Below are 23266 nucleotides of genomic sequence, written 5' to 3'. Positions count from 1 at the left end.
TTTCTCTCCGTCGTGATCCCCTCATCAGCTTGAAGGATCAGCGAGACCGATCCGGATGCCCCGCTTTGAAGCTTATCGATGCTCCATGAGATCTTATCCCCATCGATTCGCGCCCCGGGCGCGCTTATCAGCTTAAGTCCCTGCGGTAATGAGTCCGTCAACGTGATCCCGTTCAAGTCCAACGAACCCGTGTTCTTGTAGCTTATCGTATAGGTTACCTTATCGCCGGGTTTGACTTCGCTCCGATCGGCTCTCTTCTGAAGCATAATGGCGGCTGTTCCAACAAGGGTCTGAACGGGAGCCGATCGGAACTGTAAGGTCGGATCGGAGAGGCTTCTCACCAGAGCTACGTTGGTGAGGGTAAAGGACGATGTGGGGGCCGAATCGGATATCCTCACCACCAGCTTGACATCGCCTGAACCGCCTGTGGGGATCTCTCCGAGCGTCCATCTGACCGTCCCGCCTTCAAACTTACCGCCATTCGAGGCCTGGACGAAAACGAGGTTTGCCGGAAGCTCATCGATCAGCTCGGCATCCGAGATCGCCCCCCCCGTGTTTAGATATGAGATCGTATAGGTCAGCAGGTCGCCTTTCGTGGCCAGAGTCCTATCCACCGATTTTGTTACCTTTATGTTAACGGCCCTCTCGAGTTTTAGATCCACGTTCAACACGATCTGTCCCTGTTGGCTGGCGTCGACTTGAACCGGCCCGACCGATTTATACCCTTCCGGCACCTCAACCGCTTCCACAGCATACAGATCGGGTGTCAGATCTTTAAAGAGATACATGCCGTTCTGATCGGTCAGGGCCGTGGCAAGAAGGCTTCCGGCCGATGTCCTGAGTCTGACCTTCGCTTTGGGCACGGGTTTTCCGCTCGTCGCATCGATTAAATGTCCGGTTATGGCGTTCGAGATATAGTAGAGCTTTCCGAAGGCCTCCTTAGCATCCACATCAAAGGCGATCTGGAATCTCCTGCCCAGATTATCCAAAGCCTCCAAGGTTATCGCGTAGTAATTCGGCTTCGGGATGAAGATCATGAATCTTCCGTCCTCCCCCGTCAGGGCGGGTTTAAGCGGGACCATCGCCTTATCGCGCGCCATCAGGTTAAGACCCTGAACGGGTTTGTTTCCCCTGGAGAAATCCGTCACCACACCGGATATCGCTCCAGGATAAAATATGATCTTCACCGTATCGCTGGCCGATCCATATGGTGTATCCGCTGTGGCTACAGCCTGAGCTTCGACATATGTATCCCCTACCAGATCTCCGATAAGTTGCGTCACGGCTCTGCCATTTTCATCCGTCGATAGATCGATACTTTGACCGCCGTTAGGGAATTTGCCGTGGGAGGTGGTGATCGTTACCTTCGTGCCGGAAGGTGTAGGCCTTTTCAGCTCAGCATCGGCATATACCGTGATCGTGAGCGTGGAACTCTGTTTACCATCGCCCAGTATCTCATCCGGATCGGCGATCAGCGAGATGGAAGGACCGGTTGAGTTCCCCGGCACCATCGTCTTAACATAATCGCTGTAGATCTTCTGAGGCTCGATAGCCACCCCTTTCTGATATATCGCCGCTCTATTTCGGATGAATATCTCAGGCTTGGGTATCAGCTCGTTTACCCTGGCCTGGAAGGAAACTTGATACCAATCCTCCCCGTATGGTAGCGGTCCGAGCTCCCATGTGATCTTGCCCTCTTTGTAGGAGCCCCCTTGGGTAACGGTATTCGGAACCAAGGAGAGCCAATCCGGAAGCTCATCCTCCACTACCACATCGGCGGCGTCAGCGTTGCCTGTGTTCCGGTATTTTATGACGTAAATGAGGGTATCGCCTGGATTGGCTGTGAGCTTATCCACGGTCTTAACGATTTCCAGCTTCGGAGCCGGAGCAGCGGCTTTGACGATTACCACCGGAGGAGCGGCAAAGGCGAGCGGTGAGAAGTTATCCCCCCTCATAGATCCAGTGTTGACCACGGCGTCGTTCGCTTTGATCGTCGACTTGGTTCGAAGCGTTATCCTGATCTCTCCTCCCTCTCCGGGGTTTATATCTCCCAGTGACCATGTTACCTTTTTGACCTCATCGCCTTCCTTCTCGACCGAATAGGTTCCCGTGGCGTTGAGAAAAACGGCCGCTGTTGTAGGGATATCGTCCACTATGGTGACGTTTCTGGCCACGACGGTGGAATCGGCATTACGATATCTGATGATATATCCGATATCCGCCTCTTCCCCTTCATGGATCGTCACCTTCTCCGCTAATTCCTTGGATACCTCCATGGAAGGCACCCGGTAGACGGTTATATCCGTAGGAGAAGAGGAGATAGGACCGATCCCATCAGCTTTAATGGAGGCCACATTACGTATGGTTGAGCCGTCGGGCGCGTTCGGATCGACTTTGAGCACGAGCTGGACGCTGCCTTTATCGCCGGGTTCCAGCTTTCCTATGTTCCAAGTCACCGATTTCGTTCCGGTATCGAAGAGACCGCCGTTGGATGCGAGGACAAAACCTGTCAACTGAGGCAGAGGATCTGTGAGGATTACGTTTTCCGTAGGGGCATCCCCCCCATTTTCGTATGAGATCGTGTATGTGATCTCGTCGCCGGCAAACACGGGATTCGGCGACCCGATCTTCTCGATCCTGAGGGAAGCTTGACCTTTGATCCTGACCACGACGGGCGAGCTGGTGATAGGATCAGTTTCGAGGCTATCTATGACGGCGACGTTCGATATGTTTGTGCCGACAGCCATACCGTCGGCGATCCTCACACTCAATTGAACCGTTCCGGATGTATCAGCCGGTAGCGTTCCCAAATCCCATCTGACGACACCGCCGGAGAAGGTGCCGCCGTTGCTGGCTGAGGCAAAGAGCAATCCTCCAGCGAGTTGATCGGTGATGGATACCTGGCTCGCCGGGCTGTTCCCATCATTGCGATAGGAGATCGTGTAGACAACCGTATCACCGGGCAGAGCCTCCGTGAGAGAGGCCGATTTGGTCACAGAAAGGAGCACTCGTCCCGATACCTTGGTCTGAACGGGAGCGCTTCTGGCCTCATACTGATATCCCCCGGCATCGCTATATTTGATCAGGGCGGTGTTGGATATGACCGTTCCGGCAGGCGTCTCGGCCCAGGAGGTCGATATCAGAAGAAGCGATATGAAGGATATGAGAAAACCGACTCGAAAGTTACTCATCACTCTATCTTCACCTTGAAGGTTATCCTGCCGCCGGTACCGGGAAGCAGATCTCCCACGTTAACCGTCACCACACGATTGACCACCGAAACCCCATCATCGTCATTTGGGGTATCCGTCTTAGAAGCGCCGTCCACCGTAACGCTGTTCTCCACATAGGAGGTATTCGGCGGTATCGCATCGGTCAATACTACTGAGTAAGCCGTTCCGGTTCCATCGTTGTGATACTCTATTACATATGTCAGCACCGTCCCCGGCGGCTGATCGCCTTCAGGAATGACCTTTTTGCTCACGGTCACCTTAGGCGCCTTGACGGTTGTGGTGAAATTAACGGAATCGGTTAACGAAGGATTGCGGCTGGATCTGCCCATGACGGACGTCTTATCCACCGTTTTATCCGCTGTCCCCGGCGGGATAGTTGTCACGGCGATCAGCTTGATCGACGATCCAGCATCTATCTGGCCTGTATCCGGCATGCCATCGCCATCCGTATCGGATATCGGCGGATCGATATTCCGGTCTATAACACCGTTTCCATTCCGATCGATATATAAGCTCCAGTTCAAGCCCGTGCTGGAGGATATGGTGAGGTCGAACGTATCGGAGACGTTCCCTGTGTTGACCGCCGAGAAAGCATATGAGACCTTCACCCCGGCTTCAACCGAGGAGGAGTTATCGGGCGACAGCGAGATCCCCGGTTGGGTTTTGACCATCACCTTCATTTCGGCTGAGATCTGCGGTCTTCCCCTCCCGTTCGGATACTCATATCCGGCGAGGACCTTATTAAGTATCTCATATCCGTTCGGTGCGTCGGTGCCGACTTTGACCTTGAACTCCAGCTTCTTGGTCACGCCTGATGCCAATTCGCCTATGCTCCATCGGATTAGTGAGTTATTGCCCTCAAAGGAGACGTTTGCGATGGTGTCGTTTATCACCTTCACGCTTCCAGGGACGTAACTGGTGTAAGCGGGGATCTGATCGGTGATGGAAAGGTTATAGGCGCTTGCTGTTCCGGTGTTTGAGACAGTTATCGTGTAGTTTATCTCCTCCCCGGGGAACACTTCGTTCCTATCGGAGTTTTTAAGCAGCGACAGAGAGGGACCACCTACGGTAGTGGTGAGCTCTATCCTATCGCTTTTGCTTCCATCACCTGTTGAGGTGGCGGTCATCCGCGTTGTGTCCTTCGTACTCATCGGTGCATCAGACGGCACGAGCACCTCTATGATTACGTCATATGTCCCGTCGGGATTCAGTGATGGAGTGGAATAGACGGGGATCCTCTCGCCGTCCTGAAGGGTTCTATCGTGGTTCAGATCGGGATAAACCCTGACGGTCCACCCCTGATCGCTCACCGCCGAGATGGAGAAAGTATCAGGGGTATTGCCGATATTCTTTATGGTCGCCGGGCAGATGATCGATGAGCCGGGAGCGACGTTCGTCCTCTCATCTGTGGGAGGGGTGATCTCAACGCCGTAGATCCGACTGACGGTTACCGCTACCTCATTGGATGCGCCGGAGTATTGATTCCCGGCCGAATCGGCATAGGTAACGGTTACGGAATTTTTTATGACCGTCCCGGCCGGTGTGGCCGTTCCGAATGAGAGAAACGGCGTCAGGAAAGCTGATATCAATATGGATATCAATAGGGCTCTCAATCCCCTCACTCCTCAGCCCCCGCGCCTTTAACCTTGGCTTTGAAACTCATTTCGATCGACTCGCCTGGCGAAAGCGGGCCGGGTATCTCCCACCTTATGTGCGTCACAGCCGTCTCGTCCTCGACCTTCTCATGAAAAGTCTGTCCACCGTCAACGGAGTAGCTTATCCTCGTCCCTTCTCCCTTGGCGCTGCCGGGCAGATATCGGACCATGGAAGGCATGGGTTCTATGACGGCACCGTTCACCGCTCGTCCGGTCCCGTTGTTGAAACAATTGAGCGTGTAGGTGACCTCTTCGCCGGGGAGCGCCTCCCATTTATCCACCCTCGTCTCGACCACCAGCACCGGCTTGGGGTTTCCCGTAGCCAGGTACTCTGCTATGTTCTTCGCCTGTTCCAGGCAGTAATCCGGATCTTCGGTGGTGGCGACACCGAAGGAGACCGATCCCAGATAAGTCGTGGGCTTCGCATAGGTCCTTTCCACTTTAATCGCCTTATGAGCGGTGATGGTAACGGACAAACCCATCTCCCCAGCGGCTTTTTTGACCTCGATCCCATCGATCTGACCGTCGAAGACCTGAACCAGTATGGGGAATCCGTTGTGTTCCTTTCCCTTACTAAGTGTCAGGATGGATCTATCTCCCTCGACGATCGCCTCATCATCGTGAGCCCATCTCTCCGTCAACCTGAGCATGAGAGCTCCGGGGTTTTTGTTCTCGATGGAATAGGTCATCACAACCCTTTTCCCGCCGGGGAGGTTCGGATCATCCAAAAGCGATATGGTTCTCTTGAATATCAGGTGATAATCGCCCTTGAGTATCTCATATTGGGTGATAATTTCGGTCGGATTGACTTGATCATCCAGTATCATCTTACATCCGTTCTCCGTCTCCATCCCCATCATCTCGGCCAGCGTTATCCGTTTTACAGGTTTATCAGCATCGGCATCGTAGAGTTCATAGACCCAAAAGGTATCGGGATTAACTCCTCCGAACCGCAGCCCAAACCAATCCTCCCTGCTAAGCTGGGCGGCGATGAATGGAAGTATATCGGCGAGCTGAGGGATGTTTTGCGGTTGAGAGTGAATCTCAACCGTGTATCCTTCAAATTCCCATGGTATCATCCCTCCGGTGGTCTGCGCCGATGCGATTGACACGGCGGTTACAACTGAGATCAAACCGATAACCTTTATGATTCCCTTCATCATCTCACCTCGATCACTTAAATCTAACTTTATTTAACCTTCACCACCAAAGTTAAACTTCCCGTTCCACCAGGCGAGAGCGAGGGGATAGTCCATCTAACGGCGATGATCGGCTGAGCTGGGGATGAATCGAACTCTCCGCCTGGGCTATGCCTGTAACTTATGGATGCGCCCGATCCGGAGGCGCTGACGAATTCCGTATTCTGCGGCACTATATCGGTGAAGACCAGGTTGTAGGCCGTTGCCGTTCCCGTGTTGCGATAGGTTATGGTATAGGTCACAAGCTCTCCAGGCTTTGCCGTTGACTTATCCGCCGATTTAGTTACCTCTATTTTAGGCTTATCCGGCTCAGTCACGGTCGTCACATCTGTAGCCGTATCGGATAGGGACGTCGTGGCAGATCGGGCGAGCAAGGTAAGGGTATCCACCGTGCCCGGAGCAACGTCCTGGGGAAGTATAAGCTGAACCTTTATGCTTTTGGTGGCCCCGGCGCCGATCGGCCCCGTATCGACCGATCCAGATCCGTTTGTATCGACGAGCGGGTTGTTGTTCTCATCCAGGAGAACCACCGTCCATCCCTGGCTGCTCGTCGGTATGAGCTCTATCGTATCCTGAAAGCTCTCTTTATTTTTGACTTGATGCTGATAAAGGATGCTCTGGCCGGGTTTAGCCGTTCCGGAGTTGTTCGGGGTGATGCTCAGGCCCTGATAGGAGGACACCACGATGGTATCCTTCACCTGATCAGAGGCCGATGTGGATGAGGATCGAGCCGTTAGCGTTATAGTGCTCACGGTTCCCCCGACAACATCCGAGGGTATGGAGACCTTTAGGATCAGATTAGCCGAAGAATCCCCGGGAACCGATCCCACGTCCGGAATCCCATTGTTGTTGCTGTCCATTAAGGGAGTTACGCCGTCGCTTTTAAGCAGAAAGGTCTGCCAGCCCAGCGGGTTGGAGATGGATATATCGATAACATCGGGGAACGATTCATCATTGGAGACAGTATGGGTGAAGGAGAGAGTCTGACCGGGATAGGCTATTTGAGATAGATCAGGCTCTATTCTGACCCCGGCCACGGGTAGGGGGGGCGGCGGCTGGGAGAAGAGATCAAAAGAAGGGATGATGATCGTCTGATTATGCATATCAACCCCCTCCCAATGCCATCTGTAAACGCCTGATGGTAGGGTTTCAAGGCCGAGATCAGACGCGTCCAGTATATGCGTCACGAATTGCCTGTTTCCTGAGGGCTGACTGCCAGGTGGAGATAGAGGCATCGGGTTTCCGTCAGGACCGTAGACGGTGAAGCTTATGTCATCACCGACGGCGAACTCCGGCTTTCTGGTGTTATTATCGGGAGGAGCGCCACTCGGCCCCCAATCCGCATCGCCTTCCTGGAAGGTTATTCTCTTCAATCCAGCCGGAACCCACATATAGAAATCCCACGTGCCGTCATAACTGGTAGGGGGATCGGCTCCAGGGCCGTCATGATCGCCAGGGGTATTCAGTGTAGCCCCTATAAAACAAAGCTCGCTTCCCGGAACGGCAGCGATGGTTCCAACATCTGTTCCCACCTTAAATCCGTTGAGATCGTCCGAGGTAGCCGGATTTTGCCACATGACCTCCAGTCTGTAGAAATAATCGCCGATCGGTGATCGGGCGGCGTCTGAGACGGCCACGGATCTGGTATACCAGGTGTTATCGAGCATCTCCTCGCTTGTCCAACTATCGACGAGCTGACCGCCGGAAGGCGACTTCTGGGGATCGGCATACAGCCTCCACACCGACACATTAGGATCATTGTAGGTTATATCCCAGTATCCCCCCTGATCTCCATCGAAGACGGCCACGTTAAAGGTAGCTGTACCTGCTGGGATATTAAACCACAACACTACCTTCTGATTCCCTATCCCCCCTGATACTCTGTTGCCGGCTATGCAAAGGAACTTTCCGTCCCCGACATCAGACGTAGGTAGAGCTACATATTGAGCCGAGGAGAGAACCGGGAGAAAGGAGATAAGAAATATGAGAGCCACTACATAGCTGAGACCTCTCATCGAGCAACCCCAAAGCTGGATTTCTAAAAATAATAACACAGATTCGAGATTTCCTCAACGGAAATCTAGCAACTTCTATGCCTACACTAAAACTATGAGATTATAAGCGAGGGGGATCGAAACGGTGTGAAACAAGATACATGTTTTGGGAAAGCCTCTGCACAGGTGAGAGGCGGGGAAGTCGAATTCCCTCACCTCTCCATCTAACCTAACGCATCGCCTTGATCTTCGCCCATGGGGTCACCAGTTTCCCCGCCGGTTCAACAGCAACGACCTTCTCGACGGAGACCTTAGCATCCTCAACGCCTTCAGACGGGATGGTCTCCGAAAGGGTCGATTCGGGCTGACCGGTGGCGGGGACGTTATCACCGTCTATGTAGACATCGAGCAGCCTTACATTTCCGTCGGTTATCTGAATGTTATCCACGTATGCTCTGAACAGCCCCGGCTGATGCTCCGAGCTTTCAGTCGCTAACACGATGGCATCTATGGTTTTGCCCGCAAGGGCGTCGAGGGAGATCTTCCTGTGATACCATCTATCACGGGCAGCCTGGGCGAGGTCAGTCGATGGAGCAGAGCTAACGCCGTTCTGGTCCACCGGTTTGGGATCGGTGATTTTCCCCAGGACGGTTCCGTCGGAGGTGTGAACCTCCACCCCGGCTTTAAAATGCGGGTTACCCGAAGGCATGTAGATCTGATACTCCAGGAACATGCCCTTTTTGACCTCGAAGGAACCCTTCCACACGTCTATATATGCCTTGCCCAGAGTGTTTTCCGCCGGGAATTTGGCCTGAAGGGCAAGCATCGGGCTGCCATCGGTGTGCTCCCTTATGACCGCCTCTCCAGCCTCCTTGACGGTGACGGTGAGCGTGGCGGTTGCCGTGGCACCCTTGTCATCGGTTACCGTCAGCGTCACCTGATACTCACCGGGTTTATCGTAGATCTTTTTGACCTGAACACCCTCGGCTTTCGTGCCGTCACCGAAATCCCATTCATAGGATGCTATCTGTCCGTCGGGATCAGAGGATTTGCCTCCATCGAACGTTATCTCCTCGCCGACCTTAACGGTGAGGTTCTCACCCGCCACAGCGACGGGGGGCTGATTTTCCGCCCCAGCCGGCTTAACCGTGAGTGGGAGGACATCGGCGACCGGTATCTCCTGTGCGTTTGAGTCGCTCAGCTTAATGGAAAGATCGACTTTAACCTCTTTCGGTTCGACGACCTCGAAATCGAGCACCAGAAGGGTGCCCTCACCGTCTATCCCTTTCTCCTCCAAAAGCCTGGTGACAGCCGCTCCTACCAGAGCTCCGTCTGCGTCCTTTATGTTCGTCTTGAAGGTCTGGCCGCCGTCGCTCTTGAGAAAATCGCCCTCATCCACCGATTTCAAGGTCAAAGCCGTTTTATCGAAGGTGAGGGATACCTCGAAACCGTATAGATCCTTGACATCTTTGACCTTCAGCTCGACGGAGAAGCTCTCTCCCGCCTGCTTGACCGTCACTTCACTCGGCTCGAAGTATACAGTCTGTCCCGGAGCCATCCCGATCAGGAAGGCCCAAAACAAGATGCAAAGCCCTAAAGCTCCAACCCACTGAAATTTCATTCAAAACCTCCTAAACTGAGGAAACTTAACTCCTGTATCTCAGGGGGGATATACCCTCTGAAAGGATCGCCCGTTTAATCAAAGTATAGCACATAGTCGATCATAAAGCAAGCTCGTTCTTCTCCCTGAAGCGAGCTTTCGCTTGACATTTTCATCCGGAAGATGATATGCTTTGAACCGGGTGATGTGATAATGAAAGCAAGCATGATCGCTATCCTTTCAATCCTGATAACCTTTTCAGCGGCAGGCGATATCCCCGCCAAGTTGCAAATGAGGCTGAGTCAGATCGATCAGCTCTATTACGAGGGCAAATATGATGAGGCGATCCAGGCCTATCAAAATCTGATAAAGGGGAATCCCGACCTGGGAAACAGGCCCGCCGTGTTGGTCAAGCTCGGAAGATGCTATTTGAGGAAAGGCGACTATAAATCGGCCCACTCCTATCTGACGCTCGCTATCGAGAAGGAGCCCGATGGCTCGTACGCATCCCAGGCCGTCGCCTCTCTGGCCTCACTTTACTCGCGGAGATATCAGTACGATAAGGTGGTCGAGGTATGCCGGAGAATAGCCAATAAATTTCCATCTACCCAGGCGGGAGCCACGGCACTATACTACGTGGGAAACTACCTTTACATTCAGGGCAGAAGAGAGGACGCCCTTAAGGCGTTTGAGAAGCTCCTGAATCTGTATCCCACCAGCATGTATCGCAGCAGCGTGCTTTCGATGCTGGCGGATCTATACGTCGCTCAAGGACGATTCGATAAGGCTGAGGCCCTGTTGAGGAGCTTTCTATCGAAGAATCCGCGAAATACCGATCTCGCACGTCATCTCGGGGACGTATATATCCGACAGGGGAGATATGACGAGGCGATCAGGATTCTGGAGACAGGACGGCAGCTCAATCCGAACGATACCTCATTGATCGAAAAGCTCGGCGAGGCATATCTGATGAAGGGCGATAGGGAAAAGGCTATCTGGACATGGATGAGGATACTAAACGTCACCTCCTACGACGAATCCTACCGGAGGCAGCGTCTGGCCTCCATATTTAAATCGCACGAGATGTACGACATGGCCGTCCGACAATACCTCGCCGCCCTCAAACGGCGTCCTACTGATTCATACATCTACTCTCAACTGGCCGATATCTACAGGATACTCGGCGATACCGAAAAGGCGATAGATACGTACATCAAAGCGATCCTCAACATCGGCGTGGGATATGGGGTGAGGGAGCGGATGATAAGGAAGATGATGCAGATCGTGCCCGAGGGGAAGGAGGGAAAGACGCTGGATAGGGCGATCGAAAGCGTCAGAGAGGCGATCTCCGCTCAGCCGCGGAACCCCGGATATCGGCTTGCTCTGATAGAACTCCTGTTTTACAAGAAGGAGTACACGGGCGCTCTGGATGAGCTCAGGAGGCTCACCAAAATTTACATCGATCAGGGGAGCACGATCAAGAGGTACGCTGAGAGGCTTGAGAGGATGGGAAAGCCTGAAATCGCCCTCCTCTATTACAGGTCGATCGTGGAGCTTTTCCCCCATGGCCGATTCGCCGCTGAAGCCTCGCTCGCTACGGCACGGATATATATGAAGATCGGAAGGCCGGACAAAGGTGAGCAGGTTTTAGAGGATATGATCTCGAAGGGCGTGAGATCCCCCCGGATATATGAGCTTCTGGGTGAGATTCAGATGAGATCCGGGCGTCTCGAGAGGGCGCTCGCCACCTTCAGATCCCTTCAGTCCATGACCTCCGGAGCCGGATCTACATCTGCCAGGATAAAGGCCGCCGAATGCCTCGTCCTGCTCGGCAGATACGATGAGGCCAAGGTTGAACTCGATCGCCTTAAGGGTCAGCCCGAGGTCCCACAGAACCTTCTGAGCAAGCTTAAGGGGGATTGGTTCTTCTGGCAGGGGATGTTCGATGAGGCGGCGAGGGAATACGAGGCCCTTGCGGAGAAGGACGGTGACGACGAGATCACCAAAGAAGCGCTGAAGAGGTTAAGCCTTATCAAGCTGAACGGCGATCTCTTTTACGAGCCGTTGGCGATGTTCGTCGATGGGATGAGATACGAAAAACAGGGTCAACCTGTAAAGGCGCTTGCCACCTATGGGATGCTGCTCAACCGATTTCCCTCCAGCCGGATAACGGACGACGCCAGATACAGGATGGCGGTCATCCTGGAAGGGCTTGGGAACGTAGGAGAGGCGAAACACATACTACAACAGATAGCATCGACCGATTCGCCCCTTGCCCCGCGCGCCCAAATGGATCTTGCGGGGATGGAGACGGCCCAAAACCCCCAACGGGCGGTAGAGCTCTATTCGAAGCTGGTGGAGAAATTCCCGAGAAGCGGTCTCGCCCCCATCGCCAGGAAGCGAATTCAGGAGCTTACATCTCCCCAGCCCTGATCCTCGAGGAAATCCACAACTCTAAATCTAACCTCCCTGAAATCGTTTATACCCTTATCGCAGAGCACTTTTAAAAACCGCTCACACCTCTCGATCCCCTCCCTGACCTTTTGATCCGTTTCTCCGGACCTAGCGGCCAGCCGTCGGATAAGATCCGAATCGTCCTCCTTCAGAAATCTATCCCCCTTTCGATCCCATCTGAAGAGTAGAGAGTGTCTCCGTGCGCCATTGAACGCCTCGTACATCGTCGCCACTCGTCTTCTATATCCCGTGAAATATCCGCCCTCCATATGCATGAAATAGACCAGATCGAGCTTGCAGAAATCGTCAGGCGAGACGGCGAGCTCCCTTGACATGAGTATCCCCCTCAGCTCATCGAGTGTATCGGCATGTATGCATGAGGCGAGATATCTGCCGGGTCGGATCATCCTGAAGGCTTCGCCCACGTCCTTTCCCCAGAGGTACGCATACCAGGGTCCGGAACCTATCTCATGTATCAGCATATACGTCGGCCTATCATCCTTCAGAGATCCGAGCACTGAGGGTGAGCTTATGGTCACGATCTGGCTCCCCGGCGGGATAAAGGTCAACAGGCAGGCCAGGAGGGTGGTCTTGCCGGCGTTTCCCGGTTTGGCGGCCGTCAATATGGAAGCGCCCCGTGAGATCACGTAAAGCGAGTAGGCAGCCATCTGAAGGGGCACGGTGTTGGCCTCGATCAGATCGACTATGCTGAGTGTTTTCCCCCTTTGGCTCAGCCCCGCTATCTCCATCAGGTTCTCCCTTTCGACCTCCAGCATCATTCCACCTCCTTCGAGAGCCTTGCGATGAGCTTCTCCGCATCCCTGTGTATGGCTTTGATCTCCTCCTCACTTGGCGCTTCCATATAACAGCGCACCAGCGGCTCAGTTCCGGAGGGTCGAAGCCCTATCCATGAACCGTCCTCAAGTATGAATTTGAACCCGTCGGTCCGATCGATCTCTACCACCTTCTTCCCTCCGAGCCGGTCCGGTAGATTTCCCTTGAGCGATTTGATGAACTTCTCACGGTCTATCTGCACCGGTATTCTCTCCTCACGGAAGACCAACCTGCCGACCTCACGATAGAGCTCATCCAGCAGCTCGCAGAGTCCTTTTCCCGACGCGGCGACCATCTCGGCGACGAGCATGCAGGTCAGGATGCCGTCCTTATCGGGGATATGTCCCCGGATCGTGAATCCTGCGCTGCCCTCACAGGCGATCGTTATGTCGGGGTTCTCAACCATCCTTCTTCCCAGGTGCTTGAATCCCACAGGGGTCTGATAGACCGGAAGGCCGTATCTCTCCGCTATCCGGTTGAGAAGATGTGTCGTGGCGACGGTTTTGACGACCTCCCCCTTCCACCCGCGAGTGTGGATGAGATATCTCAGGAGAAGGGCGAGGATATAGTTCGGCTCGATGAAGGTGCCGTCACCGTCTATGATTCCGAACCTGTCAGCATCCCCGTCGGTGCATAGCCCTAAGACAGCGTCCGAGGATCTGACCGCCTCTATCGTCTCGGCGAGGAACTCCTCAGCGGGCTCGGGCGGTTTGCCGCCGAAAAGCGGATTGCGCTCCCGATGCAGCAGAACGACCTCACAGTCCGCCTCCCTCAGGAGCGTGTCGAGATATCCGACGGCCGTTCCGTACATCGGCTCGACGATCACCTTAAGCCCGCCCTTCTTGATCCTTTCCATATCAACCAGTTCTCTGATCCTGTCCAGGTAGAAGGATCTTGGATCTATATCCTCGATCAGCCCTTCCTCCCTGGCATCATCCGGATCCATCTCATCGGGGATATCTCCGGATCGAGCGATCTTATCGGATATCTCTTCTATCCTGGAGGTGATCTCCTCCGGCGCGGGACCTCCCCAGTGAGGTGAGAATTTGAGGCCGTTCCATTCGGGAGGATTGTGGCTCGCTGTGATGTTGATGGAGCCGGCGGCATTTCGCCTTACCGTCTCGTATCCTATCGCCGGTGTGGGAGTCGGCCCGGATGTATAGAAGGCCCTTATCCCATTCCTCGCCAAAATGGCAGCAGCGGTCAGGGCGAACCTCTCCGATAGAAACCTGGTGTCATATCCGACGATCACTCCTCTATCGGCGATCCCCTTCTCCTCGAGATACTCGGCTATCGCCTGTGAGGCGATCCTCACGTTATCGAAGGTAAAATCCTCCGCTATGACGGCTCTCCATCCGGAGGTGCCGAACTTTATCCTGGCCATCTTCAAACCTCCTAACAGGTAGTTTCTGTCGCTGATAAATGATATCCTCTCGAAAGGATAGGGGAGCAGGACCAAGGAATGAGATTCGGGGATCTCCCTTACCCATTGAGCCGAGGGTACATACAATTATAGGATCAGCGCTATCAAATTTCAACCGGATCATCGAATGGATATAAGGCTCAACCGACCCGTCTCCAGCGTGAAGGGGGTATGCCGTCGGAAACGGCGTGATGGATAGCCTTGTGTGGGCGGAGCTCTCCATGATGAAGTTCCAGATGGCTGATACCAGTGGCCTACTATGATGGCAGTTTCCATCGCATAAGAGCGGTTGACTTGGAGGTTCAACTATCGTATCATAAAAGCCAGATCTTCATCTCTTTCAGGAGGGACGTGAATGTACGAACCGGTCGAGATAAAGGGAAGAAAGCCGCTTGATGTCGTCGAGTTCGAATCCCAACATGATCCTGAGGAATCCATACAGTTCGTCTACTATATCAAAACGAATGCCGACCTGATCGAGACGGCCAAAAAGGTGGCCGAGGAGGAGACCACCGGCAGGTGGATCGGAACCAAGCCGGTCACCGAAACCTATCTCAAGGCCAAGGCCGATGTGAACAAGGTCGAGGTATACGGCGATGGCGAGGGGGTCATATACGTCCGCTCGCCGATACGCAATCTCAATCTCGATGCCGATATGTTCTACCAACTTCAGATGCTCTCGGTCGGCGGTCCGATACTGGAGTTCGTCTACTATGAGAAGGTGGCCTATCTGGACTTCGAGCTGCCGCTGAAAGTCCTTGAGAGGTTCCCCGGCCCCAAATTCGGGGTCAAACGGATAAGGGAGATCATAGGGTTGCCGGATGATACCCCGATAATGGGGACGATCGTCAAACCGTGCGCGGGGTTGACCCCGGAGGAGGTGGCCGAGAAATGTTATGAGGCCGCCCTTGGCGGTGCCGTGCTTATCAAAGATGATGAGAAGATGATGGGGCCTGACTACTGCCGGATGGATGAGAAGATCAGGTTGGTCCGTAAGGCCCTTGACGAGGCCGAGAGGGAAACCGGCAGGAGGGTTATCTATTGCCCGCACATCATCGCACGGCCCGATCAGATCAAGTCCATCGTCAAGCGGGCGATAGACCTCGGAGCAACAGGGGTGATGTTCAACGCCATCCTGGCCAGTTCCCTGAGCGTCGTCGAAGCGCTGGCCTCAGATCCGGAGATCGACGTGCCGATCTACGTCCATAGCGGCGGCCGCTCGGCCATGACGACGGGGCCCAGAAGGATAGATGAGGTCGTCTGGGCGAAGCTGATTAGGCTCTGTGGCGGTGATTTCTATCAGATCGGAGTTATGGGACAGTTCAACGTGCACGTCGCCTCGCTCAACCCGGACATGCTTCTGAAACTGGCCGACGTCTACAGAAGGCCCTGGGGTCATCTCAAGGAGACCGTTCCGGTGACGGCGGGCGGTCTGGGGGTCAAAAACCTGGGCAAGAACATAGAGGCCTTCGGAAACGATTTCGCCGCCCTGGCAGGATCGAACGTGTTGGACCATCCGATGGGGCCGAAGGCCGGGGCGATCGCCATGGAACAGGCAAGAGCCGCATACGTCGAGGAGGGAATCACCGAGCCGGACGAACTGGAAAGCTATGCCGAAAGGAAAAACCTTAAGGAGCTGCTGGCGGTCTTGAGAAAATGAGAAAATGAAAGGTAGGATAAACTACGCCTATTACCTTACCTTCATCTCCGATTCCCTGAGAGAGATCTTCGATAGGAACAGGGAGATAATACTTCCATATCCGAAGATCAGAGGGTTTATCAGGAGGATCAGGGTCTGGAGCGATAATTTCCCGAAACCCCCGCCGGAGCTCGTCCGCAGATGGGACATGAAGGGATTGAAGGAGTTCTATGCCTCAAAGATAGATTTCTCCCTCTTCAGCCGGTTCCCGGATCGGGATAGGGAGCTCATAATCGACGAGATAACCTCCTACATCGCCAGGGAGATAATGGACGGATATGTGGGAGTCAAGCTGAGGAACCTCGCGGAGCTGGGGATAGCGACGGATCTATGGCGGAGATACAGGGAGATGGTCAGGGAGTACTACGATAGGGTCGTGCCGGAGGCGAAAAAGGATAGGATCGAACGCTTCAGGCAAAAGCTCTTAAGGGAGGAGAGACGGGACGTGGAGAGGATCATGGATAAGGCGATGGGAGAGCTCTTCTGTGAGGTGGATATGCTGAGGAGGATGTCCCCGATGGCGCTTGAGGAGCATCTCAGGTGGATCAGCATCCGCCCCAGAAAGGGACATCTCCGATCGGGAGGAGACTGGGAGATCCTTGAGACCATGCCTGAGGAGGTGCGCAGAGGATTTGAGATCCTGGGGATATCCCCCACAACCGATATCGGCTTTCTCAGGACCAGGTATAGGGAGCTGGCCAAGATGTATCATCCGGATAAAGGCGGAGAAGAGGGTCAGATGCTGCGGATAAACGAGGCCTATCAGACGATCATGAACTTTCTCCTCAGAAGGAGGTAAACCATGATATTGACGGGCCTCCTCTGGGCTTTCACGGCCGCCGGAGCGATCCCGCTATGGGGTTCCGATCCGGTGGAGCCCGGAGAGACGGCGATGATATTCGGAGAGGGGATATCGGACGTGGAGAGCGTCGAAGTATCGACGACATCGACGGGGCAGATCGAGCTCAGGCCGATTCAGGTGACCGACCGATCGGTGAAGTTCGTTATCCCAGAGGATTGGAACCTCGATCTCTATGTCTGCAGACTCAGATCACAGGGAGGAAGATCTAAGGAACTGATTCTGAACCGCCCTGATCCGTGGTGGGCTCAGGGCGACGCGGGAGTCTCAGCGAGCCCGGGAGGATGGATCAGGCTCTTCGGGAAGTGCTTGTCGTTTGAGGGGACATCCCCGAAGCTCATTCTGAGAGGGCTTAAGTCGGAGGGGAAGGTCGAGCTTGAGATCGATGAGGTTTCGCCCTATGCGATCAACGCCTCGATCCCCGCCGATCTCCCCGAGGGACGTTACGAGGTGATGGTGCATAACGGCTTGGGAGGGGAATCCGGTTGGAGAGGAGGAATCGAGATCGAGGTGCGCCGAAGGGCGAAATGGCCTGAAACGATCTTCGATGTGACGGAGTTCGGGGCGGTCGGGGGCGATGGAAGAGACGATACGGAACCGATAAAGAGGGCGATAGAGAGGGCAGCTAGGGCAGGAGGGGGCGTGGTGTACTTCCCCAGGGGTCGATACAGGCTCTCCGACGCTCTGATCATACCCAAATTTGTCATGCTCAGGGGCGAGCGACGTGATCTGGTGACGCTCTACTGGGACGAGACCGATTCGCCTCCGGAGGCGCTGATAAGGGGGAGGAACTCCTTCGGGCTTGAGGAGATCACCATATGTTGTGCCAACTACATACATGTGATCGCAGGCGATCTCGGCTCGGAACCCGACGCCGGGAACGTGTTTATCAAACGGGTTAGAGTCAGGGCGAACATCTACCTGTTCCTGAAGGATCCGGATAAGATCAGCGATCGGTTCAAGGGGTTCCTCAGGTACTCCTCCGGCGGAGGGGATCTCATAAGGCTCGGCGGCAGAAATATCGTGATAACGGAGTGCGATCTCTACGGCAGCGGCAGAGCGCTGTTTTTAAGCAGGGTGAGAGGGGGATATGTGGCCTATAACACCTTCTACAACGGGCGCTGGGGATGGTACTGTGTATCCGGTTCCGACGGGCTCATCTTCGAGCGAAATGAGATAATCGGCGGTGACCTGATGTCAACGGGCGGCGGATTGAACTGTCTCGACGGATCAAGCTGCTCGCAGAACATCTATTTCGCCCACAACACGCTGAGAAACTTCTTCGGCTGGGACAGGGAGGCGATGACGTCAGACGCCGGCGGAGGGGCATATTTCGGAGGGGTGGAGTCCTGTGATAGCGTCAAGTTGATCCTTTCGAGCGAGCCGAACTGGGGAGGCAGAGACTGGAGGGGAGCCGCCGTCTTCATACTCGGGGGCAGAGGCGCGGGACAATACAGACGCATCGTCCGTTATGATGGACGGGAGATCGAGCTCGACTCGCCATGGGACGTGGAGCCGGACTCAAGCTCTGAGGTGAGCGTTACCATGCTTCAGAGAAACTACCTCATAATCGGCAATGAGTTTAACGACGCGACCGTGGCGGTGCAGCTTTATGGCATCTCCATCGGACATATAATCGCCCGAAACAGATGCGTACGGGCCGGCGGGTATCACAACATCGGGATGAAATACGCCGGAGGATATCAGCCTAGCTGGTTCGTCCAGTTCCTCGACAACGAGATAATCGAGGGCAACGGGCTAAAAGGGCCGTTGAACGAGTATCCACCGTTGGACTCACACATAGCGACCATAGGTTTGGAGACGCCGCCGTGCAGATCCCCCCTGACGAGATGTACCGTCATCCGCCGCAACCGATTGCGAAGCAATTCCAAGATAGAGGTCAGGGGGCTGTGCGAGGATGTGATCGTGGAGGGCAATTCCATCGAGAACTCCGACGTGGGGATCTACGCTGACGGCAGGTCGAAAGGTATCTTGATCCGGCGAAACCGGTTCCTAAACGTGGTTCAGCCCATAAAGAGGTGATCCCATGTTCACGCTTGAATATCAGGATGCCATCGCTCAGGCGGATGTGGTCCTCGATAGCCTGGGCGATCTGCTGAACAGCTCCTTGCTCATAGGCAACGGCGATATAAACGCCCTGGTCTATCAGCAGGAGAAGGGGTTCATCCTACATATGACGAAGAACGATGTGTGGGACGCGAGGTTGGACACATCGAGGGATCCGCCACTGATGTCCACAAGGGAGCTGAAGGAGAAGGTCAGGGAGCTGGGATCGAACGCACCTCAGGGCGATCTGAGCTCCATCCTTCAGCCGGGCGAGGAGAAGGATAGCTATCACGCGCATTCATATCCCTGCCCGAGGCTGTGCGCCAAACTCCTTGTCGATCCGGATGTGGATGAATCCTTCAAATATCATAGGCTCTCCCTCGGTGAGGGGATGATAAGGAGCTTCCCCAGGGAGGGGGAACCCGTCACGATCTTCGCCTGCGCCGAGATGAACGTCTTCGTGATCTATGCGCCCGGCTCATCCCTTAAAGTATCGCTCGATCCGGCCGATGATGAGGAGATGCCGCCGGTGAAGGTCGAGGGAGACGAGAGGTTTATCTGGATGGAGAGGAAGATACCGGGCGATCTGGATATAGCTCCCTTGAGGTATGCCGTGGCCGTATATCTGGGCGAAAGCGAATCGGGGCTGATAACCGCTGCGATCGCGACGAGCAATGAATCCGATGCCCCGCTCGACATGGCCAAGGGCTTAGCGGAAAAGGCTGCGAAGAAGGGATTTGAGCACCTGACGGCCGAGCAGAGGAAATGGTGGAGCGGGTTCTGGGCGAGATCGGGGGTTAGACTGGCGGACGAGGAGCTCAACGCGATGTGGTACCGGAACCTGTATTTCCTCGCCTGTGTAAGCAGACCGGGCAGGCTATGCCCGGGGTTGTTCGCATCGCTCATAAACAACCGCCCGGCCTGGCATGGGGATTATCACACGAACTACAATATCCAGCAGACCTTCTGGGGCGTCTATCCTTCAAATCATCCCGATCTGGCTGAACCGTATTACAGGCTGGTTTTCAACTATCTGCCGCGGGCCAGATGGCTCGCCCGGAAGCTGTTTGACGTCGAAGGAGCCTACTATCCTCACGTCCTATTCGCCTACGAGCCGAGCGATCCCGAAAGGTGTAAGAGCAAAAACGGCAGACAATACCTCCACTTCACATGGGGACGGACGTTGGGGGTGACCGCTTTCACGGTTCAAAACCTCTGGTGGCACTACCTTTACACGATGGATGAAAGGTTCCTGCAGGAGACCTGCTATCCGGTGCTGCGTGAGGCGGCCGACTTCTACGCCAATTTCATGCGTAAGACGTTCGAGGAGGAGGGAACGTGGGATCTCTACCCGACCGTCTCGCCGGAACATTGGGGTATCACCCGTAACTTCGAGAGGAACCGAAACTGCACGTTCGATATAGCGCTGGCGAAGTTCATCCTACGCGCCGCCCTCAGGGCGAGCCAGATCCTGGAGGTGGACGAAAGGTCGAGGGAGAGATGGAAACAGGCCCTGAGCCATCTCCCGCCGTATCCGACCTCAGACGATGAGGAGCCGGTGATCGTGGACGTGGAGGGCGCTCCGCCGATAACCTATAACATCCCGATCCCCGTCTTCCCGGTTTTCCCTGGCGAGGACGTTACCTTCTTCTCAGGCGAGGCGGAGAGGAGGCTACTATCGCGCTCGATAGAACGGATGAGCACGAACGGCAATAACAGCTATGTCATCACCGCCATAGCCAAAGCCCGATTGAGTCTCCCATCGGCCTACAGGTTCCTGAAAGAGGAAGGCAGACTCAGGACGCGCCCGAACGGGGTTCTGGTGATGAACAGGCTGGAAACGGGAAACCGATTCAACGACTTCGGCGTATACACCGAGATGTTCGGAGCCACAATGGCCGTCTCGGAGCTGCTGATCCAGAGCGTGAACGGGATCATAAGGCTTTTCCCCGCTTGGCCGAGGGAGCTCGACGCCGAATTCTGGAACCTGCGAGCGGTCGGCGGGTTTCTCATATCGGCGAAGTTGAAGGGCGGAAGGATACGGGACGTCGAGGTGCTGAGCACGAAGGGAGGTGAGTTCCGCCTGCTTAGGCCGAGGGAATGGGGGAAATTGGATGTGACGGATGAGAGCGGTAGGCAAATCGAGTGGGAATCGGAGGGAAAGCTGATCAGCTTCCAGAGCGAGGAGGGAGGCAGATATAGGCTCACGGGCTATTGAAGGTTATCTATTCCCTCTTTTTGAACCAGGGGTCTTTGGCCTTTATCTCCCTCCACCAGCTTTGGTTCTCCACATACCATCTGACGGTTATCTCCAGCGCCTCCTCGAAGGAGTATCGGTGTCTCCACCCGAGCGATCTCAGCTTGGAGACATCCATCGGGTATCTTTTGTCATGTCCGGGTCTATCCTCCACAAATCTTATCAGGCTTTCGGGTTTGCCCAAAATGGAGAGGATCGCCCGGGCCACCTGGATCACCGATCTCTCGTTTTCGCCTCCTGTCCCGATGTTATAGGCCTCGCCTGGCTTACCCTTTTCCAGAACTTCTGCTATGGCGGAGCATATGTCATGGACGAATATGTAATCCCTTACGTTTCTCCCGTCCCCGTATATCGGCAACGGCAGGTTATCTATGGCGTTGGTGGTGAACAGCGGCACAACTTTTTCCGGATACTGATACGGCCCTATGGTGTTACAGCCTCTGGTTATAAGGACGGGCAGGTTAAAGGTTTTGAAATAGGCCCTTGCCATCAGATCCGCCCCGGCTTTGCTGGCGGAGTATGGATTGCTGGGATCGAGCGGATCCTCCTCGTTGAACTTGCCCTCCATCCTGCTGCCGTATACCTCGTCGGTCGAGACCTGTAGGAACCTCTCGATCCCGCACCTGCGTGATACCTCCAGCAGCACGTACGTCCCATAGACGTCCGTCCGAATGAAGCTCCCCGGATCGAGGATGCTTCTATCGACATGTGACTCGGCGGCGAAGTTTACCACCGTGTCGACCTCGTAATCGAACATCACCCTTTCGACATGATCCATATCCCTTATATCGCCGCGTATGAAGGTATGACGCGGGTTATCCATAAGGTCGGCTATGTTCCTGACGTTTCCCGCGTAGGTCAAGAGGTCGTAGTTGACCACCTTGCAGTCGTACTTTTCCAGTAGAAATCTAACGAAGTGGGAGCCTATGAAACCGGCACCTCCCGTTACCAAAGCACATTTCATCTCAAACCCCTATCCTCGATCTTGACCTTGTTAGCCCCTGTTTTCGCCACAAGGGTGCTGGTCTGAAGCAGTGATTCAAACGTCCCGGCGTCCATCCACCAACCTTCAAGGAAATCGTATTCCATCTCGCCGAGATGTATATACATGTTGTTAACATCGGTGATCTCAAGCTCCCCCCGTTCGGAGGGTTTCAGGGTCTTGATCATATCGAACACCCTGGCATCGTACATGTAGATTCCGGTAACCGCCAGATTTGAAGGTGGGTTTTGGGGCTTTTCGATGATCCTGATCGGCTTGCCCGCCTCATCGATCTCGATCACCCCAAATCTTTGAGGATCGGGCACCTCCTTCAGCAGTATCCTAGCGCCGCTTCTCTGCCTTTTGAATCTCTCCACCGGCCCTATGATGTTTCCCTCTATAACGTTATCTCCGAGTATGACGACGGATCTGTCATCTCCGACGAAGCCTTCGGCGAGCAGGAGCGCATCGGCTATCCCTCCCTCTCCTCTCTGATAGGCGTAATAGAGGGATCTGATACCGAGCTCCTTGCCATCGCCTAGAAGCTTGATGAACTCGCCCGCCGTGTTGCCTCCCAAGACGATCAGTATCTCCGTTATACCGGCGTTAACTAACGTTTGAATGGGATAATAGATCATCGGTTTGTCCCAGATCGGCAGGAGATGTTTGTTGACAACCTTCGTTATCGGGTAGAGCCTCGTCCCCAATCCCCCTGCCAGAACAACCCCTTTCAGCTCCATAAGCACACCGAGTCATCGGGAAGATGAAGTTTTGAACACGAAAATTATATCATAGTCACAGCGGAGAGTCGAGTCTGAGCAGCTTCGCCCCGTTTTCGCACAGGATCTTGGCCATCTCTTCCCCCGAGAAACCGAGGGAGGTTATCCTCAGGGATGAGCCGAACGCCTTTCCACTCGATGTCGCCGAATTTTCGATCGATGGCGGCGAGTGGCAGGGACCGATGGAGATATTGAAGATCGATATGGCCGTTCGCGACGCGGCCGGGCTGC

15 protein-coding genes are annotated in these 23266 nt (G+C 54.6%); 5 read left to right on the top strand and 10 right to left on the bottom strand.

Annotated features, from left to right (window positions below; genetic code table 11):
- From J7M22_10265 to J7M22_10245, 5 genes are all read right to left on the bottom strand, one after another.
- A partial coding sequence (locus J7M22_10265) for a DUF11 domain-containing protein (GenBank protein ID MCD6506994.1) occupies nucleotides 1-3191 on the bottom strand: 3191 nt, incomplete at its 3' end.
- Complete coding sequence (locus tag J7M22_10260; GenBank protein MCD6506993.1) at nucleotides 3191-4855, bottom strand: DUF11 domain-containing protein; 1665 nt, start codon at nucleotides 4853-4855, stop codon at nucleotides 3191-3193. The genes J7M22_10260 and J7M22_10265, both read right to left, overlap by 1 nt.
- The gene (locus J7M22_10255) at nucleotides 4852-6048 is read right to left on the bottom strand and encodes a DUF11 domain-containing protein (GenBank protein MCD6506992.1); all 1197 of its coding nucleotides are present in this window, start codon (nucleotides 6046-6048) and stop codon (nucleotides 4852-4854) included. Before J7M22_10255 ends, J7M22_10260 begins: the two co-directional genes overlap by 4 nt.
- Before the next feature lie 29 nt (nucleotides 6049-6077).
- Nucleotides 6078-8102 carry a DUF11 domain-containing protein gene (locus tag J7M22_10250; GenBank protein ID MCD6506991.1) on the bottom strand — a complete coding sequence of 675 codons (2025 nt, stop codon included), beginning with the start codon at nucleotides 8100-8102 and terminating at the stop codon, nucleotides 6078-6080.
- A 208-nt stretch (nucleotides 8103-8310) separates the two neighbouring features.
- Nucleotides 8311-9363, bottom strand: coding sequence for a PKD domain-containing protein (locus J7M22_10245; protein ID MCD6506990.1), 1053 nt, complete (start codon nucleotides 9361-9363; stop codon nucleotides 8311-8313).
- 531 nt (nucleotides 9364-9894) lie between these two features.
- Here J7M22_10245 and J7M22_10240 point away from each other — a divergent pair.
- A complete protein-coding gene (locus J7M22_10240) occupies nucleotides 9895-12114 on the top strand; it encodes a tetratricopeptide repeat protein (protein MCD6506989.1) in 2220 nt (739 codons plus the stop codon).
- Here J7M22_10240 and J7M22_10235 read toward each other — a convergent pair.
- Both J7M22_10235 and J7M22_10230 read right to left on the bottom strand, forming a co-directional pair.
- A complete protein-coding gene (locus J7M22_10235; protein MCD6506988.1) occupies nucleotides 12087-12911 on the bottom strand; it encodes a hypothetical protein in 825 nt (274 codons plus the stop codon). The genes J7M22_10240 and J7M22_10235 overlap by 28 nt on opposite strands.
- Nucleotides 12911-14353 (bottom strand): phosphoglucomutase/phosphomannomutase family protein, encoded by a 1443-nt coding sequence (locus J7M22_10230; GenBank protein ID MCD6506987.1) that lies wholly within the window; start codon nucleotides 14351-14353, stop codon nucleotides 12911-12913. The genes J7M22_10235 and J7M22_10230 overlap by 1 nt, the downstream gene beginning before the upstream one ends.
- 394 nt (nucleotides 14354-14747) lie before the next feature.
- Between J7M22_10230 and J7M22_10225 the strand changes: the two genes are divergently transcribed.
- The 4 genes from J7M22_10225 (at nucleotide 14748) to J7M22_10210 (ending at nucleotide 21235) form a co-directional block, all read left to right on the top strand.
- On the top strand, nucleotides 14748-16052 hold the full coding sequence (locus J7M22_10225) for a hypothetical protein (GenBank protein ID MCD6506986.1): 1305 nt from the start codon (nucleotides 14748-14750) through the stop codon (nucleotides 16050-16052).
- Nucleotides 16053-16056: 4 nt separating this feature from the next.
- On the top strand, nucleotides 16057-16890 hold the full coding sequence (locus J7M22_10220) for a DnaJ domain-containing protein (GenBank protein MCD6506985.1): 834 nt from the start codon (nucleotides 16057-16059) through the stop codon (nucleotides 16888-16890).
- 513 nt (nucleotides 16891-17403) lie between these two features.
- Nucleotides 17404-18993 (top strand): hypothetical protein, encoded by a 1590-nt coding sequence (locus J7M22_10215; protein ID MCD6506984.1) that lies wholly within the window; start codon nucleotides 17404-17406, stop codon nucleotides 18991-18993.
- A 4-nt stretch (nucleotides 18994-18997) separates the two neighbouring features.
- Entirely contained in the window at nucleotides 18998-21235 is a 2238-nt protein-coding gene (locus J7M22_10210) for a hypothetical protein (protein ID MCD6506983.1), read from the top strand.
- Between the two features lie 7 nt (nucleotides 21236-21242).
- Here J7M22_10210 and rfbB read toward each other — a convergent pair whose 3' ends face one another.
- The 3 genes from rfbB to J7M22_10195 all read right to left on the bottom strand — a co-directional run.
- Nucleotides 21243-22238, bottom strand: a complete 996-nt coding sequence (rfbB, locus tag J7M22_10205) for a dTDP-glucose 4,6-dehydratase (GenBank protein ID MCD6506982.1) — start codon at nucleotides 22236-22238, stop codon at nucleotides 21243-21245.
- Entirely contained in the window at nucleotides 22235-22990 is a 756-nt protein-coding gene (locus J7M22_10200) for an NTP transferase domain-containing protein (protein MCD6506981.1), read from the bottom strand. Before J7M22_10200 ends, rfbB begins: the two co-directional genes overlap by 4 nt.
- 61 nt (nucleotides 22991-23051) lie before the next feature.
- Nucleotides 23052-23266 (bottom strand): hypothetical protein (locus tag J7M22_10195; GenBank protein MCD6506980.1); only part of this gene is annotated, 215 nt, incomplete at its 5' end.

The sequence above is a fragment of the Candidatus Poribacteria bacterium genome (assembly GCA_021162805.1).
Taxonomy (GTDB): Bacteria; Poribacteria; WGA-4E; order B28-G17; family B28-G17; genus JAGGXZ01.
Note: the sequence above shows the minus strand (reverse complement) of the source record. Positions and strands in the feature narration are given on the sequence as shown.

Bases quoted from the DNA above. Each gene is read 5' to 3' on its own strand.
- J7M22_10255 (MCD6506992.1), bottom strand. From the start codon at position 6,048: ATGAAGGGAATCATAAAGGTTATCGGTTTGATCTCAGTTGTAACCGCC.
- J7M22_10250 (MCD6506991.1), bottom strand. From the start codon at position 8,102: ATGAGAGGTCTCAGCTATGTAGTGGCTCTCATATTTCTTATCTCCTTT.
- J7M22_10240 (MCD6506989.1), top strand. From the start codon at position 9,895: ATGAAAGCAAGCATGATCGCTATCCTTTCAATCCTGATAACCTTTTCA.
- J7M22_10235 (MCD6506988.1), bottom strand. From the start codon at position 12,911: ATGCTGGAGGTCGAAAGGGAGAACCTGATGGAGATAGCGGGGCTGAGC.
- J7M22_10230 (MCD6506987.1), bottom strand. From the start codon at position 14,353: ATGGCCAGGATAAAGTTCGGCACCTCCGGATGGAGAGCCGTCATAGCG.
- J7M22_10225 (MCD6506986.1), top strand. From the start codon at position 14,748: ATGTACGAACCGGTCGAGATAAAGGGAAGAAAGCCGCTTGATGTCGTC.
- J7M22_10220 (MCD6506985.1), top strand. From the start codon at position 16,057: ATGAAAGGTAGGATAAACTACGCCTATTACCTTACCTTCATCTCCGAT.
- J7M22_10215 (MCD6506984.1), top strand. From the start codon at position 17,404: ATGGTGCATAACGGCTTGGGAGGGGAATCCGGTTGGAGAGGAGGAATC.
- J7M22_10210 (MCD6506983.1), top strand. From the start codon at position 18,998: ATGTTCACGCTTGAATATCAGGATGCCATCGCTCAGGCGGATGTGGTC.
- rfbB (MCD6506982.1), bottom strand. From the start codon at position 22,238: ATGAAATGTGCTTTGGTAACGGGAGGTGCCGGTTTCATAGGCTCCCAC.